The organism is Streptomyces sp. P9(2023), assembly GCF_032436795.1.
Taxonomy (GTDB): domain Bacteria; phylum Actinomycetota; class Actinomycetes; order Streptomycetales; family Streptomycetaceae; genus Streptomyces.
Genome location: NZ_JAUPWM010000014.1, coordinates 18,747 through 42,373 on the forward strand (window position 1 = coordinate 18,747; position 23,627 = coordinate 42,373).

Here is a 23,627-nt window from a genome sequence, read left to right on the forward strand (position 1 = left end):
CTGACCGCACCGTCCGACCGGGCCTCGCCGGGCGTGGTCAACCACGCCCGGCGAGCGATCACATCCAGCAGGTCAGAACCCGAAGACCGTGTTCCGCGCCATGCCCGCGTTCATCGCGCACGTGTTGCCGTACGTCGCCGACCACGAGACCCGCTTGCCCTTCCAGACGCCCTCGCCGGTGACCGTGACCGGGTCCCAGACGTGCGTGCAGGGGGTGCTGTGGTTCATCCTCGCCAGCTGCCCGAAGTCGCCGTCGACCGCGTTCAGTTCCTCGCAGGCCGTCTCGGGCGCCGGGTGGGTGCCGCTCGGCGTCGGGGCACAGCTCAGGGTCACGGCCCGGTCGATCGTCGCCGCCGGGGACTCGCCCTTGGCGACGGCGAGCACGAGCGCCGACGCCGGGTACAGGCGGGTGGGCTCGGCCTGGGCGGGTACGGGGCTCGCGGCGACGCCGACCAGGGCGAGGCCGGTGGCGAGCGCGGTGGTGAAGGCGGTGTCACGGAGCAGGTGACGCATGAGAGTGTCCCTTCGGGGCGGGTGCTTCCTGATTGCGCGCCGGAGTCTTGCCGATGCGGAGGGTGATCGCACATCCGTCGCCGCTTTCCGGACACGACCGAACGTTCGGGCAGTTGAGGAGGGTTGCGCCCCACCGTCGAGAGCGCTCCACGCTCCCTTGGTCCAACCTCGAACGACCGACTGACCTGCGAGGACGAGGAATTGGTTCGACGTTGGAGAACCCCCGGCGTCGCCTGTTCGACCGGAAGCCCGTCCCGTCGAACGCCCCGCCCGAGGCATGATCGTCCCCGTGAACGAGACAGAACCGGATCTTCTGGCGCGGCTCTGGGCCGAGCACCTGCGCGCGCCCTTCCCGCCCCAGCTGCGCGGGCGGGACATCGAAGGCGCGGACTTCGTGCTGCTGGACGCGGACATCGCCGGCTGCGTCTCCGCGGCGCTCGACGGCTCGCTCGACGCCCGCCGCCGGGCCATCCTGCTCCGCTGCCGTGCGGCCGTCGAGAAGGTCCTGCCGGCGCTCGACGACGAGAACGGCGCCGTCGCCTACTACGCCCGCCTGCGCCACATGGCCGAGCTCGCCGGCGGACCCGCGACGCCCGCCGTCACCCCGTGGAACGCCGAAGGCGCCGAGCCACCGCCCGGCGCCTTCGACAGGCCAACAGGCCCCCTCACCCCTTACTGACCGCCACAAGGATCTCCGGCAGCCGCCCCGCCATCCGCGACGCCGCCAGTTTCAGGCCGCCCCACATCAGCAGCGCGCCGTACAGGACCCCGGTCGGAAGGAGCAGCCACAGCACCGAGCGCTCGTCCGTGACGTGCAGGTAGATCGCCGCGCCGATCACCGGCGCGCACAGCACCGCCGCCGCGAGCATGCCGCCGAAGATCGAGATCCAGGCCAGCCCGCCCTGCCCCGGCGCCACGTTCTTGTACGGGCTGTCCTGCGGGATCGAGTACGGGAAGTCCACCGAGGTCACCGCGCCGACCGCCAGCATCGCGCCGAGCAGCGCGAAGGCCACGCCCACCGCGTCCGGCAGCGACGACCACTCGCCGGACACCGCCGCCGTGCCCGCCGTCACCAGGATCGTGAACGGAACGGTGATCAGCAGCATCGTCAGCGCCCGCGCCCGCAGTTCGGCGTACGCGTCCGCCTTGGTCGAGATCGTCTGCGCGACCATCCAGAACGCCGAGGTGTCCTGGCCGAACTGGTTGTACATCTGCATGCCGAGCATCGCCGAGGCGAAGCAGGCCCAGTAGACCCCGCCCGCGCCCTGGAGCGCGTTGAACATCGGCACGATCGCGCCGATCGCGAGCGCGGTGATCCAGCTCGCCTTCGTCTTCGGGTCGCGCCAGACGTAGCGCAGGCTGCGCTCCATCACCGTTCCCGTACGCCCGCCCGGCAGCAGCCGCCCGAGCAGGCCCGTGGACGCCCGGTCCCGGCCCGACTCCCCGGCCGCGCCGATCGTCGAGCCGTCCGGTGCCGTCATCAGCTGCACCAGGCTCCGCTGCCACCAGTACAGCAGCGCCCCCAGCGCGAGGACCGTGAGCAGCAACTGCCCGGCCGCGGCCGCGTAGTCGCCCGCGCTCGCCGAGTCCACCGCCGCGATCGCCGAGGCCGGCGGCAGCCAGCCCACCACCGCCGCGGCCGGTTCGAGCGCCGCCAGGCCCCCGGAGCGGCTGAGCCGCTGCGCGCCGAAGTTGACCACCTGGATGCCGAGCGCGATCACCAGACCGCTCAGCACCGCCAGGTCCCGGCCCTTGCGCGAGGTCAGCAGCCGTACGTTGGCGGCGGCGACCGCCCGCGAGAGCGCCACGCACACCAGGACCACCAGCGGCACGGCGAGGACCGCCGCCACGACCCCCGCCGCGCCCCGCGCGAGCGCGAGGGCCGCGCCCACGCCGACGAGCAGGGTGAACCCGGGGCCGATGCCCACCAGCGAGGCCACAAGGAGTGACCGCACCAGCGGACGCGGGTGCAGCGGCAGCATCACCAGGCGCGACGGGTCGAGCGTCTCGTCGCCGCTCGGCACGAACAGCGGCATGACGGTCCACGACAGCGCGAGGAACCCGGTCAGCAGGATCGCGATCGAGTCGGCGTCCGCGTACCCCCGCAGCAGGACGAACCCGAGGAGCAGCGCCGCGCCGAAGAGGGCGGAGAAGACGATCGACGTCACATAGGCGGCGGTCCGGCCGGCCGACTGCCGCAGCCCGTTGCGCAGCAGCGACCACTTGAGCCGGACGAAGACGGACGTCAGGGAATCAGGTGCGGCGGCGGCCGTGGCCGTCGTCGTGGCCGTGGTCATCGGGCCGTACCCCCGCCGAGCCAGTCCAGCGAGTCGCCGGCCGACTCCCGCCCGTTCGCGCCCACCAGCTCCAGGAACGCGGCCTGCAGCGACGGCGCGTCACCGCGTACCTCCGCGAGCGGGCCCTGCGCGCGGATCTGCCCGGCCGCCATCACCGCGACCCAGTCGCACAGCGACTCCACCAGCTCCATCACATGGCTGGAGAACACGACGGTCGCGCCCGAGGCGGTGTACCGCTCCAGGACGCCCCGGATCGTCTGCGCCGACACCGGGTCGACGCCCTCGAACGGCTCGTCCAGGAAGAGGACTTCCGGATTGTGCAGGAGCGCCGCCGCCAGGCCGATCTTCTTGCGCATACCGGTCGAGTAGTCCACGACCAGCTTGTTCTGCGCGCCCGCCAGGTCCAGCACGTCGAGCAGCTGCGCGGCCCGCTTGTCGACCTCGGCACCGGGCAGCCCCCGCAGCCGCCCGGTGTACGCGAGGAGTTCGCGGCCCGAGAGCCGCTCGAAGAGCCGCAGACCCTCCGGCAGGATCCCGATCCGGGCCTTGACCTCGGCCACCGACTCCGGGTCGCGCCACACGTCGTGCCCGGCGACGAGCACGCGTCCCGCGTCCGGCCGCAGCAGGCCGGTGATCATGGAGAGGGAGGTGGTCTTGCCGGCGCCGTTGGGGCCGACGAGACCGATGAACCTGCCCGCGGGCAGGACGAGATCGATGCCGTGCACGGCGATCTGCTGCCCGAAGCGCTTCCACAGCCCCTCCACGCGAACGGCGGGCACCGCTCCCGGTCCCCCGGGGGCGCTGCCCGCCTCTACGTACATTCCGTCAGATGCCTGGTCAGGCATGGTCCGTCAGCCCTTCGGTCGTCCCCGTACGGCGCGCTGGCGCCGCGTACGAGCACACCCTAAGGGGCCGTCCTCAGGGGTGCCGGGCCCGCGCCGCCGCCGCTTCCCGGCCGCAGGCGTACGCGAGGGGGCTGATCAGCTCCTCGGCGTCCGGCAGCCAGCGGTTGGCGGCGGTGGGCCGCCGGGCCCACTGCACCGCGCCGTGGCCGCCGACCCGGGTGGGCGGCGCCGCCACGTAGAACCCCTCGCCGCGCGTGGTCAGGTCGATCGAGGCCGGGGCCCAGCCCAGCTTCCGTACGAGATCGGGGACCTTGGTCGCGGCGCCCGGCAGGACGAAGAAGTACATCCGGCGGTCCGGCGTACAGGTCACCGGGCCGAGCGTCAGCTCCATGCGCTCCATCCGGGCCATGGCCAGGAAGCCCGCCGCCTCAGGGACCTCGATCGCGTCGAAGGTGCGGCCGGTCGGCAGCAGGATCGACGCCTTGGGCTGCTTCGACCACATGCGCCGCGCCCCGACCGCGCTGCCGGTCGCCTGGGTCGACCAGTCGGGCCTGGCCGGGTGCGCGCCGGGCGTGACGCACGCCTCGACGCCGCAGGAGCACCGCTCCCGGCCCTCGACCGCCTCCAGCCAGGTCCCCGGGAACACGTCCCAGTGCCGCTCTTCCGCATACCGCACGGCGCTGTCCAGCAGCTGCTCGCCTCGCTGCTTGGGGATCTGTGCGGCTTCCGTGACTCCGATGGTCTCTTCCACGGTGAACTCAACTCCCGCCGTCACCTGGGGTTACGGGCGGGGTGCCGCGCGCTCTGGAGCATCGATCCTGCACGGCGGGGCGCATGGGTGCACGGACGGGGGCGCGCGTGGGGCCGGCGAGCGGTGGAGGGGTAGCCAGGGGTGGGGGGTGTCGGCCGTGCCCCGCGCGAGGGGCATGCACAGGGACCCGTGGCCGATGCGTCCGGTTTCGCGTGTTCACATCGGCATTGACCGGATATCCGCCGGGCAGTGATCAGTTCTCTTCGATCACACACCGGCCTCAGGGGGTAGTCATGTCAGCCAGGCCACTCGTCGCCCGCCAGCCGAACGAACGGCTGCAGGCGCTCATTCAGGAGGCCGCGTGTTCCAACGCGGGCCTCGCCCGCAGGGTGAACATGGTCGGGGCCGAGCGCGGTCTCGATCTGCGGTACGACAAGACGTCCGTGGCGCGCTGGCTGCGCGGGCAGCAGCCGCGCGGCCGGGCACCGGGGATCATCGCGGAGGCACTGGGCCGCAAGCTGGGGCGCACGGTCACGATCGACGAGATCGGCATGGCCAACGGCAAGAACCTGGCGGCGGGCGTGGGGCTGCAGTTCGCGCCGACCGTGCTCGGCGCGATCGAGCAGGTCTGCGAGCTGTGGCGGAGCGACGTCGGCCGCCGGGACTTCCTCTCCGGGTCGACGGTCGCGGCCTCCGCGCTGGTCGAGCCCAGCCGGGACTGGCTGATCACGGGCGCGGACACGCACGTGGCCCGGTCGGCCGGGGCACGGGTCGGGGTCTCGGACGTGGAGGCGGTCCGGGCGATGACGGCGGCGCTGGTGGACCTGGACCGGCGGTTCGGCAGCGGGCACGTCCGGCCGGTGGTCGTGCACTACCTGAACAGCGTGGTGGCGGGGCTGCTCTCGGGCTCGTACCGGGAGACGGTCGGCCGGCAGCTGTTCGCGGCGGTCGCGCGCCTCACGGAGCTGGCCGGGTACATGGCGGTGGACACCGGGCAGCCGGGGCTCGCCCAGCGGTACTACATCCAGGCGCTGCGGCTCGCCCAGGCCGCCGGCGACCGGGGGTACGGCGGCTATGTGCTCGCCGCCTCGATGAGTCATCTGGCCGCCCAGCTCGGGAACCCCCGGGAGATCGCGCAGCTCGCGCGGGCGGCGCAGGAGGGCGCGCGGGGGCGGGTGACGCCGAGGGCGGAGGCGATGTTCTACGCGGCGGAGGCCCGCGGGCACGCGCTGCTCGGGGACGCGCACGCCTTCGCGGCGGTCGCCGGTCGTGCCGTACGCGCGCTTGAGCAGGCGGATCCGGAGTCGGGCGACGACCCGGCGTGGATCGCGCACTTCGACCACGCGTACCTCGCCGACGAACTGGCCCACTGTCACCGGGACCTGGGGCAGGCCGAGGAGGCGGCGCGGGCGGCGGAGGAGTCGCTCGACGGGCACCCCGAGACGCGGGCCCGGCGGCGGGCGATCGGTCTGGTGCTGCTCGCCTCGGCGCAGGTGCAGCGGCGCGAGGTGGAGCAGGCCTGCCACACGGGGACGCGGGCGCTCGAACTGCTCGCGACGCTGCGGTCCTCGCGGGGCTCGGAGTATCTGGACGACCTGAAGGAGCGGCTCGACCCGTTCGCGGCGGAGCCCGCGGTACGGGGGTTCGGGGCGCGGTTGGACCTGCACGCGGTGTGACGACCGGGTCTCCGGGGCCGGAAGGGGCCACGGGGGCGCGGAGATACGGGAGTTTGGGGCGGGACCGGTACGGGTTCGTTGTGGGTCTGTTACCGGGCTCACACGTGTGTGCGCCGCCCTGGACGCACCCGGTAGCGTGAGCCGACGATTCCGTAGGTCCATCAGTAGGAGTCCCGGTGACGCAGAGCGGACAGGGGCCGGAGCCGCAGTATCCGGCGGTACGGCCCACGCACGAAGGTGTCGTGCTGCCCGCGGAGGGCGGCGTGGAGACCGGCCAGGGCACGGGCCCGGCCGGTGGCCAGCCGTGGGGCGGCGCCTGGGGTCCCGGTGGGGGACCGCAGGGGCAGCAGCCGCAGCAGCCCCAGGGGTCCGCTCAGCCGCTGCTGCCGGCCCAGCCGCTCCCGCCGGAGGCCGTGCCGGGCGGGGTCGCGGACATGCAGGCGACGCAGTACATCGCCCCGATCCCGCCTGCGCCCCGGGGCGCGGGGCCGGGGCCGATGCCCGGACCGATGCCGGGCGCGATACCCGGTGGGCAGCCGCAGCCGCCGCAGGGGTACGGCTACCCTCCGCCGGTGCAGCCCGCGCAGCCCGGCTACGGATATCCTCCCGCCGCGCAGCCCGCCCAGCCCGGGTACGGCTACCCGCCCGCGCCCTCCGTCGCCGACATGCAGGCGACCCAGCACATCCCGCCCGTCGCCGCGCGGGGCGCCGGTTCGGACACGCAGTTCCTCGGCACCGGCCCGCTGGCCGGCGGCCCGCCGCAGCAGCCCGCCGGGGCGTCGGACGCGACCCAGTACATCGCTCCCGTACCGGCGCAGACGCCCGGTGAGCGGCAGCCGCCCGCCGAGTTCGACAACCTCTTCCGCAGCGACGCGACGCAGCACATGCCGCAGCCTCCGCGGCAGGCCGCGCCGCCGCAGTTCCAGCAGCACCAGCAGGCGCCCTACGCCCCGCACACCCCGCCGCAGCAGCAGTTCCAGCAGCAGCCGCCGGTGCCGCCCGCGTTCCAGGGCGCGTACCAGGACGGCTACGACGACGAGCCCGAGCGGCGCCGAAAGTCGCCCGTCGCCCTGATCGCCGCCGTCGTCGTCGGCTGCGCGGTCGTCGGCCTCGGGGCCGGCGCGCTGCTCAGTGGCGGGGGCGAAGAGAAGGACAAGGGCCCCGGCCAGAACGTGGCCGCCAGCTCGGGCGTCCCGTCGGCCGCGCCGAGCGGGAAGGCCGCGGCCGACCCGGCCGACCCGGCCGAGCCGCAGGCGAAGGCGCTCGACAAGCTGCTCGCGGACAGCAACAACAGCCGTGACGCGGTGATCCGCTCGGTCGAGGCGATCAAGCAGTGCAAGAACCTGGACAAGGCGGCCGTCGATCTGCGGGGCGCCGCAGGGCAGCGGCGGGCCCTGGTGACCCGGTTGCAGGGCCTGAGCGTCGACAAGATCCCGGACAACGCCGCGCTGAGCGCCGCGCTCACCAAGGCGTGGCAGGCCTCGGCGTCCGCCGACGACCACTACGCGGCCTGGGCGGACCAGGTGAAGGGCAACAAGAAGCTGTGCAAGGGCGGCAAGGCCCGGGGCACCACGCAGACGGTCGAGGCGGGCAAGAAGAGCTCCGACGCGACGATCGCCAAGCGCGAGGCGGCCGGGCTGTGGAACCCGACCGCCCAGAAGTTCGGCCTGCCGAAGCGGGAGCCGGTCCAGCTGTAGGGGCCACCCGGCTCCGGGGCGGCCCGGCTCCTGGGCCCGCGGCTCCGGCCCCCGGCTCCGGGGCCCGCGTGCCTACGGGGCGCTGAGGACGGTCTCGCCGACGTCGACGAAGCCGGGCTTCTGCGCCACGAGCTGCCCCTTGCGGACCACCTGGAACGTCACCTCGTGGTTGACGATCCGCGGGAAGCGAGGGGCGCCGAGCATGTCCTCGTAACGCCAGCGCAGCGTCGGGGTGAGGCCGCCGGTCTCGACCTGGACACCCTGGTCCAGGGCGTACGCGACGGCGCCCGCGGTGATCGACTCGCTGTCGAGCGACTCGATCACCTTCTTCAGGACGGTGTACGCGATCCAGGTCGTCTGGACGCCCGCGTCGGTCGGGTCGACGCGGTTGTCGGCGAACGCGTGGTCCTTGATCACCTTGCGCATCGGGGCCCAGCGCTCGTCGTTCGCCTCCGGGTACCAGCCGGTGACGTACGCGCCCTCGAAGGGGCTGTGCTCGCCGCCGGTGCGGTCGACGACGGGCTGGCTGACGCTGCCGAGCACGGAGGAGATCCGGATGCTCTCGGCGCTCTTCGCGTCGTCCGAGCCCTTCCCCCCCTCGTCGCCCGGGAGGCGGCGGAAGGAGTCGAAGAAGGTCTGGGTGCGTTCGCCGAGGACGGCGGCGACGCAGCCGTCCTTGCCGCCGGCCTTGGCGCGGGCGCGGTCGGCCGGCGCGGTGTACTCGGCGGCGTCCTCGGGGGCCGGGATGTCGGTGGCGCCGTCGTGGCTGCTCTTGCGCAGTCCGGAGTTGAGGAGGTCGGGCAGCTTGTCGCCGGCGAGGGTGTCGGGCCGGACGAGGGAGACCTTGCGGCAGGACTCGGCGAGCTGCGTGCCGTGACCGGCCATGAGGGAGGCGAGGCCGCCGTTGACCGGGTAGGAGAGCGGGCTGGTGAACTCGTCCTCGGAGATGCCGTAGCCGCCGATGTACGGGATCTCGGCCGCTTCGAGGGGGGCCATGAAGGCGCGCCCGTTCTGGCTGTACGAGCCGACCACGGCGACGACGTCCTCGCGGACGGCCCGGCGGGCGCAGGCCGCGGCGCCGGCGGAGCTGTTCTCCTCGTTGCAGGTGAGGATCCTGAGTTCATGGCCGTCGATGCCGCCGGCCGCGTTGACCCAGCGGGCGAAGGCCTGGGCCATGGCGGGCATGCCGGGCTGGTTGGTGGCGCGGGTCCCGTCCGGGGCCCAGGTCATGACGATCACGGGCTCCCTGGAACCCCCCGAGGTCCCTGGGATCACGCCACAGCCGGTGAGCAGTGACGCCCCGGCCGCTGCCGCCGTGACGTACGCGAGGAGTGAGGTCAGTCGCCTACCGGTCATGGTCACGCACAATTCCGCCTCATGGGTAACGCAGAAATGTGCATAGTTCAACGCAGGGTGACGCCAAGGTGAATTGCAGGGGTCCACTCCGGCCGGGGAGGGTGCTGGTCGGCCGATCTTGATGGGGAACGTACGATCGAACGGTGTCCAGTCCAGTCTCAGGTTCGGTGAACTCTTCCCGTCGCGGCCGTCGCTCCTCCACCATGGGCGGCATGCCGCTCAACGACATGCCGTGGTGGCGCTGGCGCAGCAACGTGCGCTCGGCGCTGCACATGCTCTCCGACCCCGGGTTCCACGAGACGACCTGGCTGGCCGGCCACGAGGGGTACGGCGACGTCACCGACGCCGTCTACCGCCTGGTCGAGGACACCTGGCTGGACAACTGGTCCGCCGAGAAGTACGTCGGAACGATCTTCCGCGACTCGGGCGAGGCCGCGATGGTGGACGTCGCCGCGCTGCGGGTGCTGCGGATCATGCACCAGGTGGGGCCCGACGCGCCGTTCTCCGCGTACATGGAGCACCACGGGTGGCCGGAGGCCGTACGGGCCGCCCGCGAGGCGCACGTACGGATGGCGTCGGCGGACGGCGAGGACCCGGACACGCCCCCGCGCTCCCTGGACGTGCTCCGTATCATGAACGGGTCCGTCTGACGGACGTCCGCCCTGCCGGGGTGGCGGGGTGTGAAAAACTACGGGGATGACCGACCAGTACGTCCTCACTCTCTCCTGCCCGGACAAACAGGGCATCGTGCACGCCGTGTCGAGCTACCTCTTCATCACGGGTTGCAACATCGAGGACAGCCAGCAGTTCAAGGACCGGGACACGGGTCTCTTCTTCATGCGCGTCCACTTCTCGGCGGAGGAGCCGGTGACCGTGGAGAAGCTCCGGGCGAGCTTCGCGGCGGTGGGCGACTCGTTCGTGATGGACTGGCACATCAACCGGGCCGACGAGCGGATGCGCGTCGTGCTGATGGTGTCGAAGTTCGGCCACTGCCTGAACGACCTGCTGTTCCGCTCGCGGATCGGGGCGCTGCCGGTCGAGATCGTCGCGGTGGTCTCCAACCACACGGACTTCGCGGAGCTGGTCGGCTCGTACGGTATTCCGTTCCGGCACATTCCGGTCACGAAGGACAACAAGTCGGCGGCGGAGGCGGAGCTGCTGGAGCTGGTCCGTTCGGAGAACGTGGAACTGGTCGTCCTCGCCCGCTACATGCAGGTCCTGTCGGACGACCTGTGCAAGCAGCTGTCGGGGCGGATCATCAACATCCACCACTCCTTCCTGCCGAGCTTCAAGGGCGCCAAGCCGTACCACCAGGCGCACGCGCGCGGCGTGAAGCTGATCGGCGCGACGGCCCACTACGTGACGGCAGACCTCGACGAGGGCCCGATCATCGAGCAGGAGGTCGAGCGCGTCGGCCACGAGGTCACCCCGGACCAGCTGGTGGCGACCGGCCGCGACGTGGAGTGCCAGGCGCTGGCCCGAGCGGTGAAGTGGCACGCGGAACGCCGAATCCTCCTGAACGGCCGCCGCACGGTCGTCTTCGCGTAGCCCGCGCGCGCGTGGGCACAACGGACGGCGCCCTTGCCGGGCCCAGGCTCCCGGTGCCTGGCGGTGCCCATGGGTGCGGCGCCGTCGTGGGTTGTGCCCACCCGTTCCGCCCTGCGGAACGATTGCCCACAACCCGGCGGTCTACAGCCTGCTGAGGGACGCCGCTGCGAAGAGGACGTCTCGGATTGCCTCTCGGTCGCCGTCCTGGCCTGCCGCCGCCTCTCCCGGAGGGACGTGGCCCGCCAGTAGCTGGCAGAACTCGACGCCGTCCATCGCCACCTGCGCCACCGCGTGGTCCGGCGAGCCGACCGCCGCCGGGGAGTCCAGGGCGATGTACCAGTGGCCGCCGCCCGAGCCCTCGACCTCCAGGTGGAGCGAGCGGCCCGGCGCTCCCGCCGTGACCAGGTGGCGCGCCGGCCCCGCCAGGCCCGCGCGGCGCCGGTCGGCCAGGGCCGCCGGCAGCAGCCGCGCCGCCAGGTCGATCATGCCGTGCAGGTGCGTCCCGCTCGGCGGCTCGTACGGATACGCCACCGCGTTCGCGATGTCCTCCGCGTGCACCCAGCACTCGAACGCCCGCTCAAGCAGCGAGTCCCGCATCGGCAGCGCGAAGTCCCCGTACGTCACCGTCAGGTCCGCGACGCCCCGCCCCGCGAACGACACCGTGCGGATCAGCGTGTGGCTCTGCTCCCGCCACGGCTCGCGCACGCCCCGTGTCGGCGGGTGGTACGAGCCCTGCCAGTACGCCTCCGTACGCTCCGCCGGGTCGAGGTCCGCGGCCTGCGGGCCCAGCGGGTCGTCCAGGCCGAGCGCCGTGGACACCAGGCCGTCCACCGTCAGCAGATGGCCTATGACACCGGCCACCGTCGTCTTGCGCGTCACCGGCCGCTCGCCCTCGAACCACTTCAGCCGTACCGGCGCGTGCCACTCCGATTCGCCGATGTCCCGCAGCAGCGCGTCGAGCCGGGCCGTCTCCGCGTCGTACGGAGTCGCCCAGGTGGGCACCGGAATACGGGCCGGGCGGCGGCCCAGACAGTTCTCCAGGACCCGGGAGCGCAGCAGCGGGTCGAGGTCCAGGTCCCGTTCGGAGTGCAGCAGCCCGACCGCGTCCCGTAGCCGCAGCGCCTCGTCCGCGCACGGCGCGCACTCGGTCAGATGGTCCTCGACCGCCTGCGTCTCCTCCGGCGAGCAGGCCGACAGCGCCCACGCGCCGAGAAGCGATTTCAGGACGCTGTGCGGGGGCGGGGGCGGGGGCGGGGGCGGGGGCGGGGGTGGAGGAGGCGGCGGCTCGGGATCCGTCACTCCGGGGTCGGTCGTGCGCTCTGTCACCGCAGGGCTTCCCGTCAGGTCCGCGTGGTCGTCCGCCGCCGCGCGCGGTCCCGGTATCCGGCGAGCGCGCGCCACCTCGTCGGGCGTGTCGTCGGGGCCGCTCACAGCGTCCGTCCGTAACCGGGCGGCGACGAGCCCTCCAGCGGGCGGGTGTTCGCCGTCGAGAGCAGCTGTAGCCCGAGCCGCAGCCGGCGCCGCGCCTCGTCCTCCGTGACGCCGAGGTCCGCGGCCGTCTGCCGGTAGTCGCGCCGCTGGAAGTACGCCAGTTCAAGCGCGGCCCGCAGCGGCGCCGGCATCGACGTCACGATGTAGTCGGCGCGGGCCGCGACCGAGGCCTGGCGCACCTTCTGCTCCAGCTCCTCCGCCGAGCCCTCGCCGGTCTCCGCGTACGCCGTCGCCTCCGTCTGCCGCAGCCGGTGGACGGCCTGCCGCTGGGTCAGCTTGGCGACCCAGGAGCGCATGTTTCCCTGCTTGGGGTCGTACGCGTCCGGGTTCTCCCAGATGTAGCCGAACACCTCGCGGGTGACCTGGTCGGCGGCGCGCTCGTCGTCGAGCACGCGGTGGGCGAGGCTGTGGACGAGGGAGGCGAACCGGTCGTAGAGCTCGCCGAGCGCGGCGGCCTCACCGCGTGCAAGACGCTGCTGCATCCTGCGGTCCCAGCGCGGTGGTGTGTCCTTCGCCATGCGTCGACCTCCCGACCCGAGTTCACCCTCCAAAGTAATGGGCCGTCCGACAGCGCACTCCCCTTTGCGGCAAGTACGCCTCCGGGGTGGGGCGGGATGGTAAGGAAATGGTCATCCCCGGGCCAGGGGGTTTCGAGTCGCGGTCGCGGGGCAGCGGGAGGGGACGGGAACGACTGCCTCCGCTTGAACGACTGCCTCCGCTTGAAGGGCGCGACGCGTGAATCTCCACGTCGACGAAGAAGAGCAGGGCCCATGGACCGTGCTGCGGATCCACGGGGAGCTGGATCTGCTGACCTCGCCCCTGGTCAGGAGACGGGTGCACGCCGCCGTCGCGAGCGGCCGCCACGATGTCGTCCTCGACCTCTCGGGCGTGCTGTTCTGCGACTCCAGCGGGGTGGGCGTGCTGATCGCGGCGCGCCGCCTGATGCGCTCATGCCAGGGCCGGCTGCACGTCGTCCTGCCCGCCCGGGGCTCGGAGGACGCCTCGCACGTCAACCGGGTCCTCGCCGCGCTCGGGGTGCGCCGCCTCTTCGATGTCTACGGTGACGCGATGGCGGCCGTCGACGACGAGGCCCAGCCGCTGTCGGCGTGAGCGGCGTGAGCAGCGTGAGGGGCGAGGGCGGCGAGGGCGGCGAGGGCTTCGCGACCGGGAGGGTCGCGTGACCCGCGCGTCGCCGCACTCGGCACCGCGGCGCCGATCGTCGTACCCTCCCTGGATGGAGCCCATGGACACCGAGCAAAACCCCGGACAGCTCTACGAGCGCCGGATCGCCCGCCGTTTCGCCGCCTTCGACCAGGACGGCGACGGGACGATCTCGCGCGAGGACTTCAGTACGGCGGCAAAGCGCCTGCTCACCGAGTTCGACGTGTCGTTCCGCTCCGACCGGGGCCAGGCGCTGTGCGACGGCGCCGAGGCGTTCTGGCAGGGCATGGCGGGGATCGCGGACGTCGACGGCGACCAGAAGGTCAGCCGCGAGGAGTTCCTCGGCGGCGCCGTGAAGCGGCTGCACGACCACCCCGAGCGGTTCGCCGAGATCGCCCGGCCGTTCCTGCACGCCGTCCTCGCCATCGCCGCGACCCCCGCCGACGTGGAGCGCGCCCTGCTGGCCCTCGGCATCGCCGACGTCCCGGCCGCGCTGAGCGCCCGTACCCTGCCGACCGTCGCCTCGGGCCAGGTCGACGAGGCGGCGGCGGTCAACGCGTTCGCGCACTACTTCATGACGGAGTAGCCGAGCCACCACCTCCGTCCCTGGCCCCGTCCCGGTCCACGAAGTGGACGTCGTACCGTTCCTGCGCGGGCAGCAGGCTCTCGAACGGCTCCAGGCCGTGCTGGATCCGGCCGAGCGACCGGAAGTACCCGAACCGCTCCACGCCCGGCGACAGCACGGCGAGCACCTCGGCCGGCGTGCCCGGCGCGGCGCCGAAGGCGTGCGGCATCCCCGGCGGTACGAGGACGAGACCGCCCCGGCCCACGGCCGTCGTGTCCCCGGCGAGCTCGAACTCGACCGTCCCGGCCAGGACGTAGAACAACTCGGTGGAGCGGGCGTGGAAGTGGAGCCGGGCCCCTGGCGCCCCGGCGCCGAGGGCCAGCCGGTTCGCGCCCAGCGCGCCGCCGTCCGCGAGCAGATGGAAGCCGCCGCCGTGCGGCAGCGGTATGTGTTCGGCTTCGTCGGCCTGTACGACCTGTGCTGCTTGATGTGTCATGCAGCCATTCCATGCGGGGAAGAGCAGGCGAACCAGAACCGTTTCCCGACCACAGACATCACCGAAACAGATGGATGCGGACGCGGAGACGGGACGGGGACGGCATGGAACTGAGGCAGCTGCGCTACTTCGCGGCCGTCGCCGACGAGGGCGGCTTCGGCCGGGCCGCCGAGCGCCTGCACATCGTCCAGTCGGCCGTCAGTCAGCAGATCCGCCGGCTCGAACGCGAGCTGGGCGTCCGGCTGTTCGACCGTTCCGCCCGCCAGGTCCGGCTCACCGCCGAGGGCGAGCGGCTGCTCCCCGAGGCCCGTGCGGTGCTCGACGCCGCCGACCGCACCCGCCGCGTGGCCGCCGAGCTCGCGGCGGGCGAGGAGGGCGTCCTCCGCCTGGGCACCGTGCACGGTCCGGGGGACCGGACCTACCGGCTCCTCGCCCGCCTCGCCGAACTCGCCCCCCGCCTTGAGGTCCGCCCCGAGCGCCTGCCCCCGGCGGCGCGCCTCGCGGCCGTCGGCTCGGGCGCCCTCGACGCGGCCTTCGTCCGGGCCCGCCCGCCCGGCACCTCGGCCACCGGCCTGGAACTGCTGCCGCTCTGGCACGACCCGCTGTACGTCGCCCTGCCCGCCACGCACCCGCTGGCGAGCGACACCGCGCCGCCCGCCCTCGCGGAACTCGCGGAACTCGCGGAACTCGCGGAACTCGCGGAACTCGCGGAACTCACGGAATTCGCGCAACTCACGGAGTTCGCGGACCTCCCCGCTCTCCCCCTCCGCCTCGCGCCCCGCGAGCGCAACCCCGCCTTCCACGACCTGGTCACCGCCGCCGTACGTGCCGAGACCGGCGAAGCGCCCCTGCTCGGGCCGCCGTTCACCGATCTCCAGTCCACCCTGACCGCGATCGGCTCGGCCCGGGAGCCCTCCTGGACGGTCTTCTACGAGGTGGCGGCCCTCCCGAACACCCCGCGCACCGCCGTCCGCGCCCTCCCGGAACGGACCGCGTCGGTCACGACGTACCTGGCCCTGCGCCCCGGCCCGCCGCCCCCGCCCGTCCGCCACCTCCTCCAGGCCACCCGCGACCTGGCGCCCTAGGTGTTCTGTCCGGCGGATCATGGCCGGGTCCGCGACGCCTGGCACGGCACCTCGCCGCGTTGCCGAAACGCCCCAATAGCTCCGCTATCGAGACGCTCCGGCGCCTTGCGATGCACCGCACCGGACGCCGCGGCCTATCCGACCCTGATCCGCCGGACAGGCCCTACTAGGCGAACTTCTCCCTGAGCTTGTACTTCAGTACCTTCCGCAGCGTCTCGTTACGAGGCAGGGCGTCCACCACCTCCACCTGTTCCGGCAGCTTGTGGACGGAGAGCCCCTCGCCGCGCAGGAACTCCGTGACCGCCGCGAGGGTCAGCGGGTCCGCGCCCGGGGGCTGTTCGATCACCGCGCAGACCCGCTCGCCCCGGTCGGGGTCCGGGAGGCCGACGACGGCCGCGTCGCCGACGGCCGGGTGCCGGTGGAGCAGGTCCTCGATCTCCTTGGCCGAGATGTTCTCGCCCTTACGGATGATGATGTCCTTGATCCGCCCGGTGAGGACGAGATGGCCGCTCGCCGTGACGTGCCCGACGTCGCCCGTGATCAGGAAGCCGTCCTCGTCGAAGGCGGCGGCGGTCTGCGCCGGGTCGAGGTACCCCTGGCAGACGGCCTCGCCACGCAGCCGGACCTCGCCGTTCCCGGAACCGTCGTCCGCGATCCGTATCTCCATCCCGGCCGGCGGCCGCCCCTCCGTGGTCGCCAGGTTCTCCGTCGTGTCGTCCGGCGACCCCATCGTGATCATCGGGACCTCGGTCATGCCGTAGCCGTGGGTGAGCTGGCAACCCATCTCCCGTACGACCGCGTGGTAGACCTCCGGCGGCTTGGGCGCCCCGCCGCCCGCGAGCAGCCGCAGCGTCGGTATCAGCTTCTCGCCGGGCTGCTTCCGCTGCTCGGCGAGGAACATCGAGTAGAAGGCGGTGGACCCGCCGGCCACGGTCACCCCGTGCCTGCGGTACTCCGCCAGCGCCTCGGGCAGCGCGAACTGCTCGAACATGACGGCGGGGAACCCGTACAGCAGGAGCATCACCGTGTAGTCGGGCCCGGCGATATGGGCGTACGGGAAGGCCATCGAGCCGATGTCGTCCTCGGTCAGGTGCAGCGCGTGCGCGAGGCAGGAGCCGCCCGCGATCAGGGAACGGTCGGTGTGCAGGACGCCCTTGGGGTCGGAGGTCGTGCCGGAGGTCCAGTAGATCCACCGGACGTCCTCCCCGGATGCGGGCGGCGGCGGCAGGACGGCCGGGTCGCCGTCGGGCAGCGACTCGGGGCCGTACGCCTCGAAGACCCCGCGCGCGCCGAGCCGCCGCGCCATCTCGGTGTGGTCGAAGCCGCGCCACACACCCGGTACGGCGAAGAACTCGGCCTTCGACTCGCGCAGCGCGAAGCCGACCTCGCGGTCCCGGTAGAAGGGGATGACCGGGGACTGCACGGCGCCGAGTCGGGCGAGCGCGAAGGAGAGGACCGCTGTCTCGATCCGGGTCGGCAGCTGCCAGGCCACGACGGTGCCGGGCCGCACCCCCGCCCCGTACAGCCCGGCGGCGCACCGCTCGGCGCGTTCCCGCAGCTCTCCGAAGGTGAGCACGCGGTCCTGCTGGAGGAGGACGGGCCGGTCGGGGGTGAGGTCGGCCCGGAGCTCGACCAGCTCCCAGAGGGTCCGGGCGGCGCCCAGGGCGTGTGCGGTGTCGGTCACGGCGATCCCCTTAACTGACGATCAGTCAGATTTACGGGAGAGGGTAGAGGTCCGCTCCTTGTCGGTCCAGGGGTGCGGGGCTAACCTGAGACCGCTCGGTATCTGACGGGTCATCAGAAATGGCATCGGGAAACGGGAGAGGGCCTCATGACGGAGCTGCCCCGCATCATCAGCGTCGACGACCACGTGATCGAACCGGCCCATCTCTTCAAGACCTGGCTGCCGGCCAAGTACCGCGACCGGGGGCCGCAGCCGCTCACCGCCGGGATCGGGGAGCTGGCCTACGTCGCCGGGAAGTACCAGATCACGATGGATCCGGACGGGCCGCCGACCGACTGGTGGATCTACGAGGACCTCAAGTTCCCTTACAAGCGGAACATCGCCGCCGTCGGCTTCGACCGGGACGACATGACCCTGGAGGGCATCACCCGGGAGGAGATGCGGCGCGGCTGCTGGGACCCGGCGGCGCGGCTGAAGGACATGGATCTGAACCATGTCGAGGCGAGCCTGTGCTTCCCGACGTTCCCGCGCTTCTGCGGGCAGACCTTCGCCGAGGCCAAGGACAGGGAGGTCGCCCTCGCCTGCGTCCGCGCGTACAACGACTGGATGGTCGAGGAGTGGTGCGGCGACAGCGGCGGCCGGCTCATCCCGCTCTGCATCATCCCGCTCTGGGACATCGACCTGGCGGTGGCAGAGATCCGCCGGAACGCGGCGCGGGGCGTGAAGGCGGTGACGTTCTCGGAGATCCCCACGTATCTCGGCCTCCCGTCGATCCACTCCGGCTACTGGGACCCGTTCTTCGCGGTGTGCCAGGAGACCGGGACGGTGGTCAACATGCACATCGGGTCGAGCAGCCAGATGCCCGCCGCGTCCCCGGACGCCCCGCCCGCCGTCCAGGCCTCGCTGAGCTTCAACAACGCGATGGCCTCGATGATGGACTTCCTGTTCAGTGGCGTGCTTGTGAAGTTCCCGAGGCTGAAGCTGGCGTACAGCGAGGGGCAGATGGGCTGGATCCCGTACGCCCTGGAGCGCGCGGACGACGTGTGGGAGGAGCACCGGGCCTGGGGCGGGGTGCGCGACCTGATCCCCGAGCCGCCGTCGACGTACTACTACCGGCAGATGTTCTGCTGCTTCTTCCGCGACAAGCACGGCATCGCGTCGCTGGACGTGGTGGGGCGGGACAACGCCACCTTCGAGACCGACTACCCGCACGTCGACTCGACCTTCCCGCACACCAAGGAAGTCGCCCTGGACCATGTCCGGGGACTCGACGACGAGACGATCTACAAGCTGATGCGCGGCAACGCGATCCGCATGCTGGACCTGGGGATCGTTTGATGGACCTCGCGGACGGGGCGGGCGAGGAGGAGTTCCGGGCGCGGCTGAGGGAATGGCTGGCGGGCGTCCTGCCGACGCTGCCGCCGAAGCCCGATCCGCTGGACTGGCCGGGGCGGCGCGCGTACGACTGCGGCTGGCAGCGGCGGCTGTACGACGCCGGTTACGCGGACGTGCACTGGGACGCCTCGCCGACCCAGCGGCTGATCTTCCTGGAGGAGACCGAGCGCGCCGGGGCCCCGTACGTCGGCGCCAACTTCGTCGGGCTGCTGCACGCCGGGCCGACCATCGCCGCCGAGGGGACGCCCGAACAGCGGGAGCGCTGGCTGCCGCCGGTGCTGCGCGGCGACGAGGTGTGGTGCCAGGGCTTCAGCGAGCCGGACGCGGGGTCCGACCTGGCGTCGCTGCGGACGCGGGCGGTACGGGACGGGGACGCGTACGTCGTGTCGGGGTCGAAGATATGGACCTCGCACGCGGAGGTGGCGGACTGGTGCGAGTTGTTGGTGCGGACGGACGGCTCAGGTCCCAAGCACCGGGGGATCACGTGGCTCGCGATGCCGATGGACGCGCCCGGGATCACCGTACGTCCGCTGCGGACGCTCGCCGGGTCGACGGAGTTCGCGGAGATGTTCCTGGACGAGGTGCGGGTGCCGGTCGCCAACCGGGTGGGGGAGGAGAACGACGGCTGGCGCGTGACGATGGTGACGCTGTCGTTCGAGCGGGGGACGGCCTTCGTGGGGGAGGTCGTGGCGTGCCGGCGGGTGTTGGGTGAGCTCGCCTCCGCCGCGCGGAAGAACGGGCGTTGGGACGACGCCGTACTACGCCGGCGGCTCGGGCGGCTGAGCGCGGAGTTCCGGGCGCTGTGGCGGCTGACGCAGTGGAACGTGAGCGAGGCGGAGGCGGGGGGTGGGGGGCCAGGGGTCGGAGGCTCCGTCTTCAAGCTGCGGTACTCGCATGCGCGGCAGGAGCTGTACGAGGCGGCGGCGGAGGTGCTGGGGCCGGACGCGCTGGATCTGGGGCGGGACTGGACGTTGGACCGGCTGTCGTCGCTGTCGTACACGATCGCGGCCGGGACCAGTCAGATCCAGCGGAACATCGTCGCCGAGCGGATACTCGGCCTGCCGAAGGGGCGGTGAGGGTGACGTGGACTTTCGGCTGACGGACGACCAGAAGGCGCTGAAGGCGGGGGTACGGGAGCTGCTGGAGGGGCGGTTCGGGCGGGAGGCGTTGCGGGCGGCGGTCGATTCCCAGGTGTTGGACCGGGGGCTTTGGCGGGATCTGGGGGCGGCCGGGTTCTTCGCCCTGCGGCTCCCGGAGGAGGCGGGCGGTGTGGGGCTCGGCCTCCCGGAGGCGGTTCTTGTCTTTGAGGAGGCGGGGCGGGTGTTGTTGCCGGGGCCGTTGATTGCCACGCACTTGGCCGCCGGTTCCGTGGACGGTGCCGCGGAGGGGGAGGTGGTGGTGACGGCGGTCGACGGTGGCCTCGTGGAGTGGCTGGAGGCGGCGGACGTGGTGCTGGGCGATGTGACGGGTGCCGTCGCCGTGCGGTCGGTGGATCCGCTTACGCCCTTGCATCGGGTGCCCGGGCCTGTGGTTGCGGGGCGCTCGGAGCGGAACGCGCCCGCAGGGGCGCCGTCCCGTGTGCCCACCCGTCCCGCCCTGCGGGACGATTGCCCACACGGGGCAGTCCTGCTCACCGCCGCTGAGCAGCTCGGGAGTGCCTCGCGCACGACCGAGATGGCCGTGGCTTACGCCCGTAATCGGGAGCAGTTCGGGCAGGCCGTTGGGGCGTTCCAGGCCGTCAAGCATCTCTGCGCGGAGATGCTCGTACGCACCGAGGTCGCGCGGGCGGCCGTCTATGGGGCTGCCGTCACCGCCGACCCCGTCGAGATCGCCGGGGCGAAGCTGCTTGCCGACGAGGCGGCTGTGCAGTGTGCGCGGGACTGTCTTCAGGTGCACGGCGGCATGGGGTTCACCTGGGAGGCCGACGTACATCTGCATCTCAAGCGGGCCTGGGTGCGGGCCGAGCGGGGGCTGACGCGGGCGCGGGCGGAGGAGATGGAGGCGGCCGCGCTGTAGGCGGCGGGTGTGCGGGTGCTCACGGAGCGTCGATATCGGGTTGTGTCCTTCGGGCGGGCCGTCACGGCCCGGAGTCGGGGTTCCGCTCCGGTACCCTCCGTGGGATGCGAGTGGTTGTGAGCCCGGATCGTCCCGGTGTCGCCGTAGCGGTGACCCCGGATCGGGCGATGCCCACCGCTGGTACCCCGTGGAGGCGCTGGACGTCCTCCTGTTCGACTCCCCGCAACGTGCGTCGCACAGTATGGACCATGCGTACTCCTTCGCGCTGGAATATGCCCGAAGCGCTTGTTGCGGTGACTGTACGTCAACCATGCTGTCTCACAAGGGAATCACGTTCCGTGAGGACGTCGATGGCTGTGAGGCGCGAGGCGATGTGTCCGCCGGTTCGGATGGTGTGAGCGGTGCAGGTGCTTCAGGTTCAGTTGGAGGTCGGGCCGGACCCGGCGGAGGTGGGGCGGGCCCGGCGTTGGGCGCGTTCGAGGCTCGCCGGTTCGGGCATAGGGGATGACGAGCCGCTGGCCGAGACGCTGGTGCTGCTCATCTCCGAGCTCGTGACCAACGCCGTGGTGCACACGGGCTGTCCGGCCGTGCTGCGGATGCTGTTCGGCGCGGGCTGTCCGGAGTCCGGGACGGTACGGGTGGAGGTCGCCGATTCGAGCGACCGGCCGCCGCAGCCCCGGCACGCGCACGGCGAGGACACCAACGGGCGCGGCCTGGAGCTGGTGGACGGCCTGGCGGACCGGTGGGGCTGGCAGCGCGAGGGCGCGGGCAAGAGCATCTGGTGCGAGGTGGACCGGGGGGTGCCGATGAAACCGCCGGCGTCCACGGCCAGTCCTGCGGCCTCGGTGCACTGTTGACGGTTCGTGGTGTTTTGTTCACCCTGGGGTGAGCGATTCGTTGCGAGGGGACGACGAGGGCGGGCCGGTGTGCCCGGGCCCTTGACGAGTGCGGGTCGTGGCCGGGTGGCGGCGGTGGTTCGTGCCGTGCTCGGGGCGCGCGCGAGCGCGCCGCCACCCGTGGAGCCCGTAGTGCGGCCGGGCCGGTCGCTCGTAGGGCCGTGATTCAGAGAATGGCGACCGGGGCTACGGGTGTGCCCGTTCCGCCGACGAAGGGTTCGGGCATCGCGGAGAGCAGGAAGGCGTACTGCTCGCGCTGTGCACAGGCTGTGGACAGACTTTCCAGATTCCAGTTCTGACCCTGGAGCATCCCCATCTCGACCAGGTCGAGGGCGTGGACGGCCAGCCAGAGGTTCTCGATCTCGGGCGGGAATATCTCGAAGGTGAGCGTGTCGTTGGCGACGGCGGCGACGTCGTGGGCGTGGAACCACTCGGGCGTACGGACGGAGAGGCCGGGGGAGGGGAACGCGTACGCGTGCTTGTCCCCGGCGAGATACTGCTGGATCTGACCGGTCCGTACGAGGACGATGTCGCCCGCCCGGACGGTGACGCGGCCGAATTCGGCGGCCTCGTCGAGGTCTTCGGGGGTGACGGCGTGGTCGCCGGGCAGCCGGTCCAGGCCCTTGGCGGCGGCGACGTCGAGCAGGACGCCGCGGCTGACGATGTGCCGGGCGGTGTGGATGCCGCTGTACGCGGAGCGGCCGTGCGGGGTGATGGTGGCGGCGGGGCGCCCGTTGTAGATCCTGCCCGAGTGCGAGACGTGGGTGAGGGCGTCCCAGTGGGTGCCGGCCTGGAGGCCGAAGGTCACGGCGTCGTCGCTGGTGGCGACGGTGCCGGGGCCGAAGAGCTCCTGGTTGATCTGGACCATGACGTGGAGCGGGTTGACCCGGCCGGGGATCATGCCGGTCTGCACGCCGTCCTGCTTGAGGTCGAGGGCGAGGGGGACGCGGTGTCCGGAGCGGACGGTGCGGGTGGCTTCACGTACGACGTCGTCGGTGATCAGGTTGAGGGTGCCGATCTCGTCGTCCCGGCCCCAGCGGCCCCAGTTGTTGACGCGTTTGGCGATGTCGTGGAAGGGGGTGGGGAGTTGGGATGGCAGGGGGTTGGGCGCGGGATCTGACATCGGGGCCTCCGCGGGTCTTGTTCTCCGGTATCTGGCGGGTCGTAGAATCCAGCTGACGAACGAATCTAACGGACCGTCAGAAAGTGCGGGAAGGGGCCGGGCGTGGGGAACTTCTTGGCAGGCAAGGTCGTGGCGGTGACGGGCGCGGGGCGCGGGATCGGGCGCGCGGTGGCGCTCGCGTGTGCGGCGGAGGGGGCGAAGGTCGTCGTCAACGACTACGGGGTCTCCATCGAGGGCGGGGAGCCGGCGTCGGAGGTGGCGCTCGGGGTGGTGAAGGAGATCGAGGCGGCGGGTGGTTCGGCGGTCGCGGTCGCGGACGACATCTCGACGATGGCGGGCGGGCAGCGGGTGGTGGATACCGCGCTCGCGGAGTACGGGCGGATCGACGGGGTCGTGTGCGTGGCGGGGATCCTGCGCGAGCGGATGCTCTTCAACATGTCGGAGGAGGAGTGGGATCCGGTCGTCGCGACGCATCTGAAGGGGACGTTCACGGTGTTCCGGGCGGCGTCGGCGGTGATGCGGAAGCAGGGCGGCGGGACGCTGATCGGCTTCACGAGCGGCAACCACCAGGGGTCGGTGGCGCAGGCGAACTACTCGGCGGCGAAGGGCGGGATCATCTCGCTGGTGCGGTCGGCGGCGCTGGGCCTGCACAAGTACGGGGTGACGGCGAACGCGGTGGCGCCGGTGGCGCGGACGCGGATGTCGGCGAACGTCCCGATGGAGCTGAAGGAGATCGGGGAGCCGGAGGACGTGGCGGCGCTGGTCGTCTACCTGCTCTCGGACCGGGCGCGGGAGGAACGGATCACGGGCCAGGTCTACACGATCGCGGGCCCGAAGATCGCGGTGTGGGCGCAGCCGAGGGAGTTGCGGGCGGGGTACGCGGAGGGCGGCGCGTGGACGCCGGAACGGATCGCGGACTTTCTGCCGGGGACGGTGGGGGTGGACCCGATGCCGCTGCTTGCGCGCCTGGAGGAGATGGCGAGGGCGGCCTCGGAGGGCACCAGGCCCAACGGGTAGGCCGACGCCGTGTGC

General features: G+C 72.3%; 23 protein-coding genes. 13 read left to right on the forward strand and 10 right to left on the reverse strand.

Annotation, left to right across the window (positions count from 1 at the left end):
- Window positions 1–72 precede the first annotated feature (72 nt).
- Complete coding sequence (locus Q5762_RS19675) at window positions 73–513, reverse strand: subtilase-type protease inhibitor (protein ID WP_315893471.1); 441 nt, start codon at window positions 511–513, stop codon at window positions 73–75.
- 289 nt (window positions 514–802) lie between these two features.
- On the opposite strand from Q5762_RS19675, the gene Q5762_RS19680 reads away from it, so the two are divergent.
- Window positions 803–1,192, forward strand: a complete 390-nt coding sequence (locus Q5762_RS19680; RefSeq protein ID WP_315893472.1) for a hypothetical protein — start codon at window positions 803–805, stop codon at window positions 1,190–1,192.
- On the opposite strand, the gene Q5762_RS19685 is transcribed toward Q5762_RS19680, so the two are convergent.
- From Q5762_RS19685 to Q5762_RS19695, 3 genes are all read right to left on the reverse strand, one after another.
- Window positions 1,179–2,810, reverse strand: a complete 1,632-nt coding sequence (locus Q5762_RS19685) for a transporter (RefSeq protein WP_315893473.1) — start codon at window positions 2,808–2,810, stop codon at window positions 1,179–1,181. The genes Q5762_RS19680 and Q5762_RS19685 overlap by 14 nt on opposite strands.
- Complete coding sequence (locus tag Q5762_RS19690) at window positions 2,807–3,631, reverse strand: ABC transporter ATP-binding protein (RefSeq protein ID WP_315893585.1); 825 nt, start codon at window positions 3,629–3,631, stop codon at window positions 2,807–2,809. The genes Q5762_RS19685 and Q5762_RS19690 overlap by 4 nt, the downstream gene beginning before the upstream one ends.
- 97 nt (window positions 3,632–3,728) lie before the next feature.
- Entirely contained in the window at window positions 3,729–4,406 is a 678-nt protein-coding gene (locus tag Q5762_RS19695; protein ID WP_315893474.1) for a bifunctional DNA primase/polymerase, read from the reverse strand.
- Between the two features lie 293 nt (window positions 4,407–4,699).
- Here Q5762_RS19695 and Q5762_RS19700 point away from each other — a divergent pair, with 293 nt between their 5' ends.
- Both Q5762_RS19700 and Q5762_RS19705 read left to right on the forward strand, forming a co-directional pair.
- Window positions 4,700–6,082: a transcriptional regulator gene (locus tag Q5762_RS19700; RefSeq protein ID WP_315893475.1), complete on the forward strand. Its 1,383-nt coding sequence runs from the start codon at window positions 4,700–4,702 to the stop codon at window positions 6,080–6,082.
- Window positions 6,083–6,258: 176 nt separating this feature from the next.
- Complete coding sequence (locus Q5762_RS19705) at window positions 6,259–7,779, forward strand: hypothetical protein (protein ID WP_315893476.1); 1,521 nt, start codon at window positions 6,259–6,261, stop codon at window positions 7,777–7,779.
- 72 nt (window positions 7,780–7,851) lie between these two features.
- On the opposite strand, the gene Q5762_RS19710 is transcribed toward Q5762_RS19705, so the two are convergent.
- Window positions 7,852–9,135, reverse strand: a complete 1,284-nt coding sequence (locus Q5762_RS19710) for an ABC transporter substrate-binding protein (RefSeq protein WP_315893477.1) — start codon at window positions 9,133–9,135, stop codon at window positions 7,852–7,854.
- Between the two features lie 203 nt (window positions 9,136–9,338).
- Between Q5762_RS19710 and Q5762_RS19715 the strand changes: the two genes are divergently transcribed.
- On the forward strand, window positions 9,339–9,785 hold the full coding sequence (locus tag Q5762_RS19715) for an SCO4402 family protein (RefSeq protein ID WP_315893586.1): 447 nt from the start codon (window positions 9,339–9,341) through the stop codon (window positions 9,783–9,785).
- Between the two features lie 46 nt (window positions 9,786–9,831).
- Entirely contained in the window at window positions 9,832–10,683 is an 852-nt protein-coding gene (gene purU / locus Q5762_RS19720) for a formyltetrahydrofolate deformylase (RefSeq protein ID WP_315893478.1), read from the forward strand.
- Between the two features lie 141 nt (window positions 10,684–10,824).
- Here purU and Q5762_RS19725 read toward each other — a convergent pair whose 3' ends face one another.
- Together Q5762_RS19725 and Q5762_RS19730 are read right to left on the reverse strand one after the other, a co-directional pair.
- Window positions 10,825–12,114, reverse strand: coding sequence for a zf-HC2 domain-containing protein (locus Q5762_RS19725; RefSeq protein WP_315893479.1), 1,290 nt, complete (start codon window positions 12,112–12,114; stop codon window positions 10,825–10,827).
- On the reverse strand, window positions 12,111–12,692 hold the full coding sequence (locus Q5762_RS19730) for a sigma-70 family RNA polymerase sigma factor (RefSeq protein WP_315893480.1): 582 nt from the start codon (window positions 12,690–12,692) through the stop codon (window positions 12,111–12,113). Before Q5762_RS19730 ends, Q5762_RS19725 begins: the two co-directional genes overlap by 4 nt.
- A 217-nt stretch (window positions 12,693–12,909) precedes the next feature.
- On the opposite strand from Q5762_RS19730, the gene Q5762_RS19735 reads away from it, so the two are divergent.
- The gene (locus tag Q5762_RS19735) at window positions 12,910–13,284 is read left to right on the forward strand and encodes an STAS domain-containing protein (protein WP_315893481.1); all 375 of its coding nucleotides are present in this window, start codon (window positions 12,910–12,912) and stop codon (window positions 13,282–13,284) included.
- A 133-nt stretch (window positions 13,285–13,417) separates the two neighbouring features.
- Complete coding sequence (locus tag Q5762_RS19740) at window positions 13,418–13,921, forward strand: EF-hand domain-containing protein (RefSeq protein WP_315893482.1); 504 nt, start codon at window positions 13,418–13,420, stop codon at window positions 13,919–13,921.
- Here Q5762_RS19740 and Q5762_RS19745 read toward each other — a convergent pair.
- Window positions 13,908–14,396: a cupin domain-containing protein gene (locus Q5762_RS19745; protein ID WP_315893483.1), complete on the reverse strand. Its 489-nt coding sequence runs from the start codon at window positions 14,394–14,396 to the stop codon at window positions 13,908–13,910. The genes Q5762_RS19740 and Q5762_RS19745 overlap by 14 nt on opposite strands.
- A gap of 104 nt (window positions 14,397–14,500) precedes the next feature.
- On the opposite strand from Q5762_RS19745, the gene Q5762_RS19750 reads away from it, so the two are divergent.
- A complete protein-coding gene (locus Q5762_RS19750; RefSeq protein WP_315893484.1) occupies window positions 14,501–15,481 on the forward strand; it encodes a LysR family transcriptional regulator in 981 nt (326 codons plus the stop codon).
- Between the two features lie 166 nt (window positions 15,482–15,647).
- Here Q5762_RS19750 and Q5762_RS19755 read toward each other — a convergent pair whose 3' ends face one another.
- Window positions 15,648–17,165, reverse strand: a complete 1,518-nt coding sequence (locus Q5762_RS19755; RefSeq protein ID WP_315893485.1) for an AMP-binding protein — start codon at window positions 17,163–17,165, stop codon at window positions 15,648–15,650.
- Window positions 17,166–17,312: 147 nt separating this feature from the next.
- Between Q5762_RS19755 and Q5762_RS19760 the strand changes: the two genes are divergently transcribed.
- The 4 genes from Q5762_RS19760 to Q5762_RS19775 all read left to right on the forward strand — a co-directional run bounded on the left by Q5762_RS19760 (window position 17,313) and on the right by Q5762_RS19775 (window position 21,433).
- Entirely contained in the window at window positions 17,313–18,503 is a 1,191-nt protein-coding gene (locus Q5762_RS19760; protein WP_315893486.1) for an amidohydrolase family protein, read from the forward strand.
- Window positions 18,503–19,636: an acyl-CoA dehydrogenase family protein gene (locus Q5762_RS19765; protein ID WP_315893487.1), complete on the forward strand. Its 1,134-nt coding sequence runs from the start codon at window positions 18,503–18,505 to the stop codon at window positions 19,634–19,636. The genes Q5762_RS19760 and Q5762_RS19765 overlap by 1 nt, the downstream gene beginning before the upstream one ends.
- Before the next feature lie 7 nt (window positions 19,637–19,643).
- Complete coding sequence (locus tag Q5762_RS19770) at window positions 19,644–20,576, forward strand: acyl-CoA dehydrogenase family protein (RefSeq protein WP_315893488.1); 933 nt, start codon at window positions 19,644–19,646, stop codon at window positions 20,574–20,576.
- A 401-nt stretch (window positions 20,577–20,977) separates the two neighbouring features.
- Window positions 20,978–21,433 carry an ATP-binding protein gene (locus Q5762_RS19775; protein ID WP_315893489.1) on the forward strand — a complete coding sequence of 152 codons (456 nt, stop codon included), beginning with the start codon at window positions 20,978–20,980 and terminating at the stop codon, window positions 21,431–21,433.
- A 205-nt stretch (window positions 21,434–21,638) separates the two neighbouring features.
- Here Q5762_RS19775 and Q5762_RS19780 read toward each other — a convergent pair whose 3' ends face one another.
- Window positions 21,639–22,595 (reverse strand): cyclase family protein, encoded by a 957-nt coding sequence (locus tag Q5762_RS19780; protein ID WP_315893490.1) that lies wholly within the window; start codon window positions 22,593–22,595, stop codon window positions 21,639–21,641.
- A 102-nt stretch (window positions 22,596–22,697) separates the two neighbouring features.
- On the opposite strand from Q5762_RS19780, the gene Q5762_RS19785 reads away from it, so the two are divergent.
- A complete protein-coding gene (locus Q5762_RS19785; RefSeq protein WP_315893491.1) occupies window positions 22,698–23,612 on the forward strand; it encodes an SDR family oxidoreductase in 915 nt (304 codons plus the stop codon).
- The last annotated feature ends 15 nt before the right edge of the window (window positions 23,613–23,627 follow it).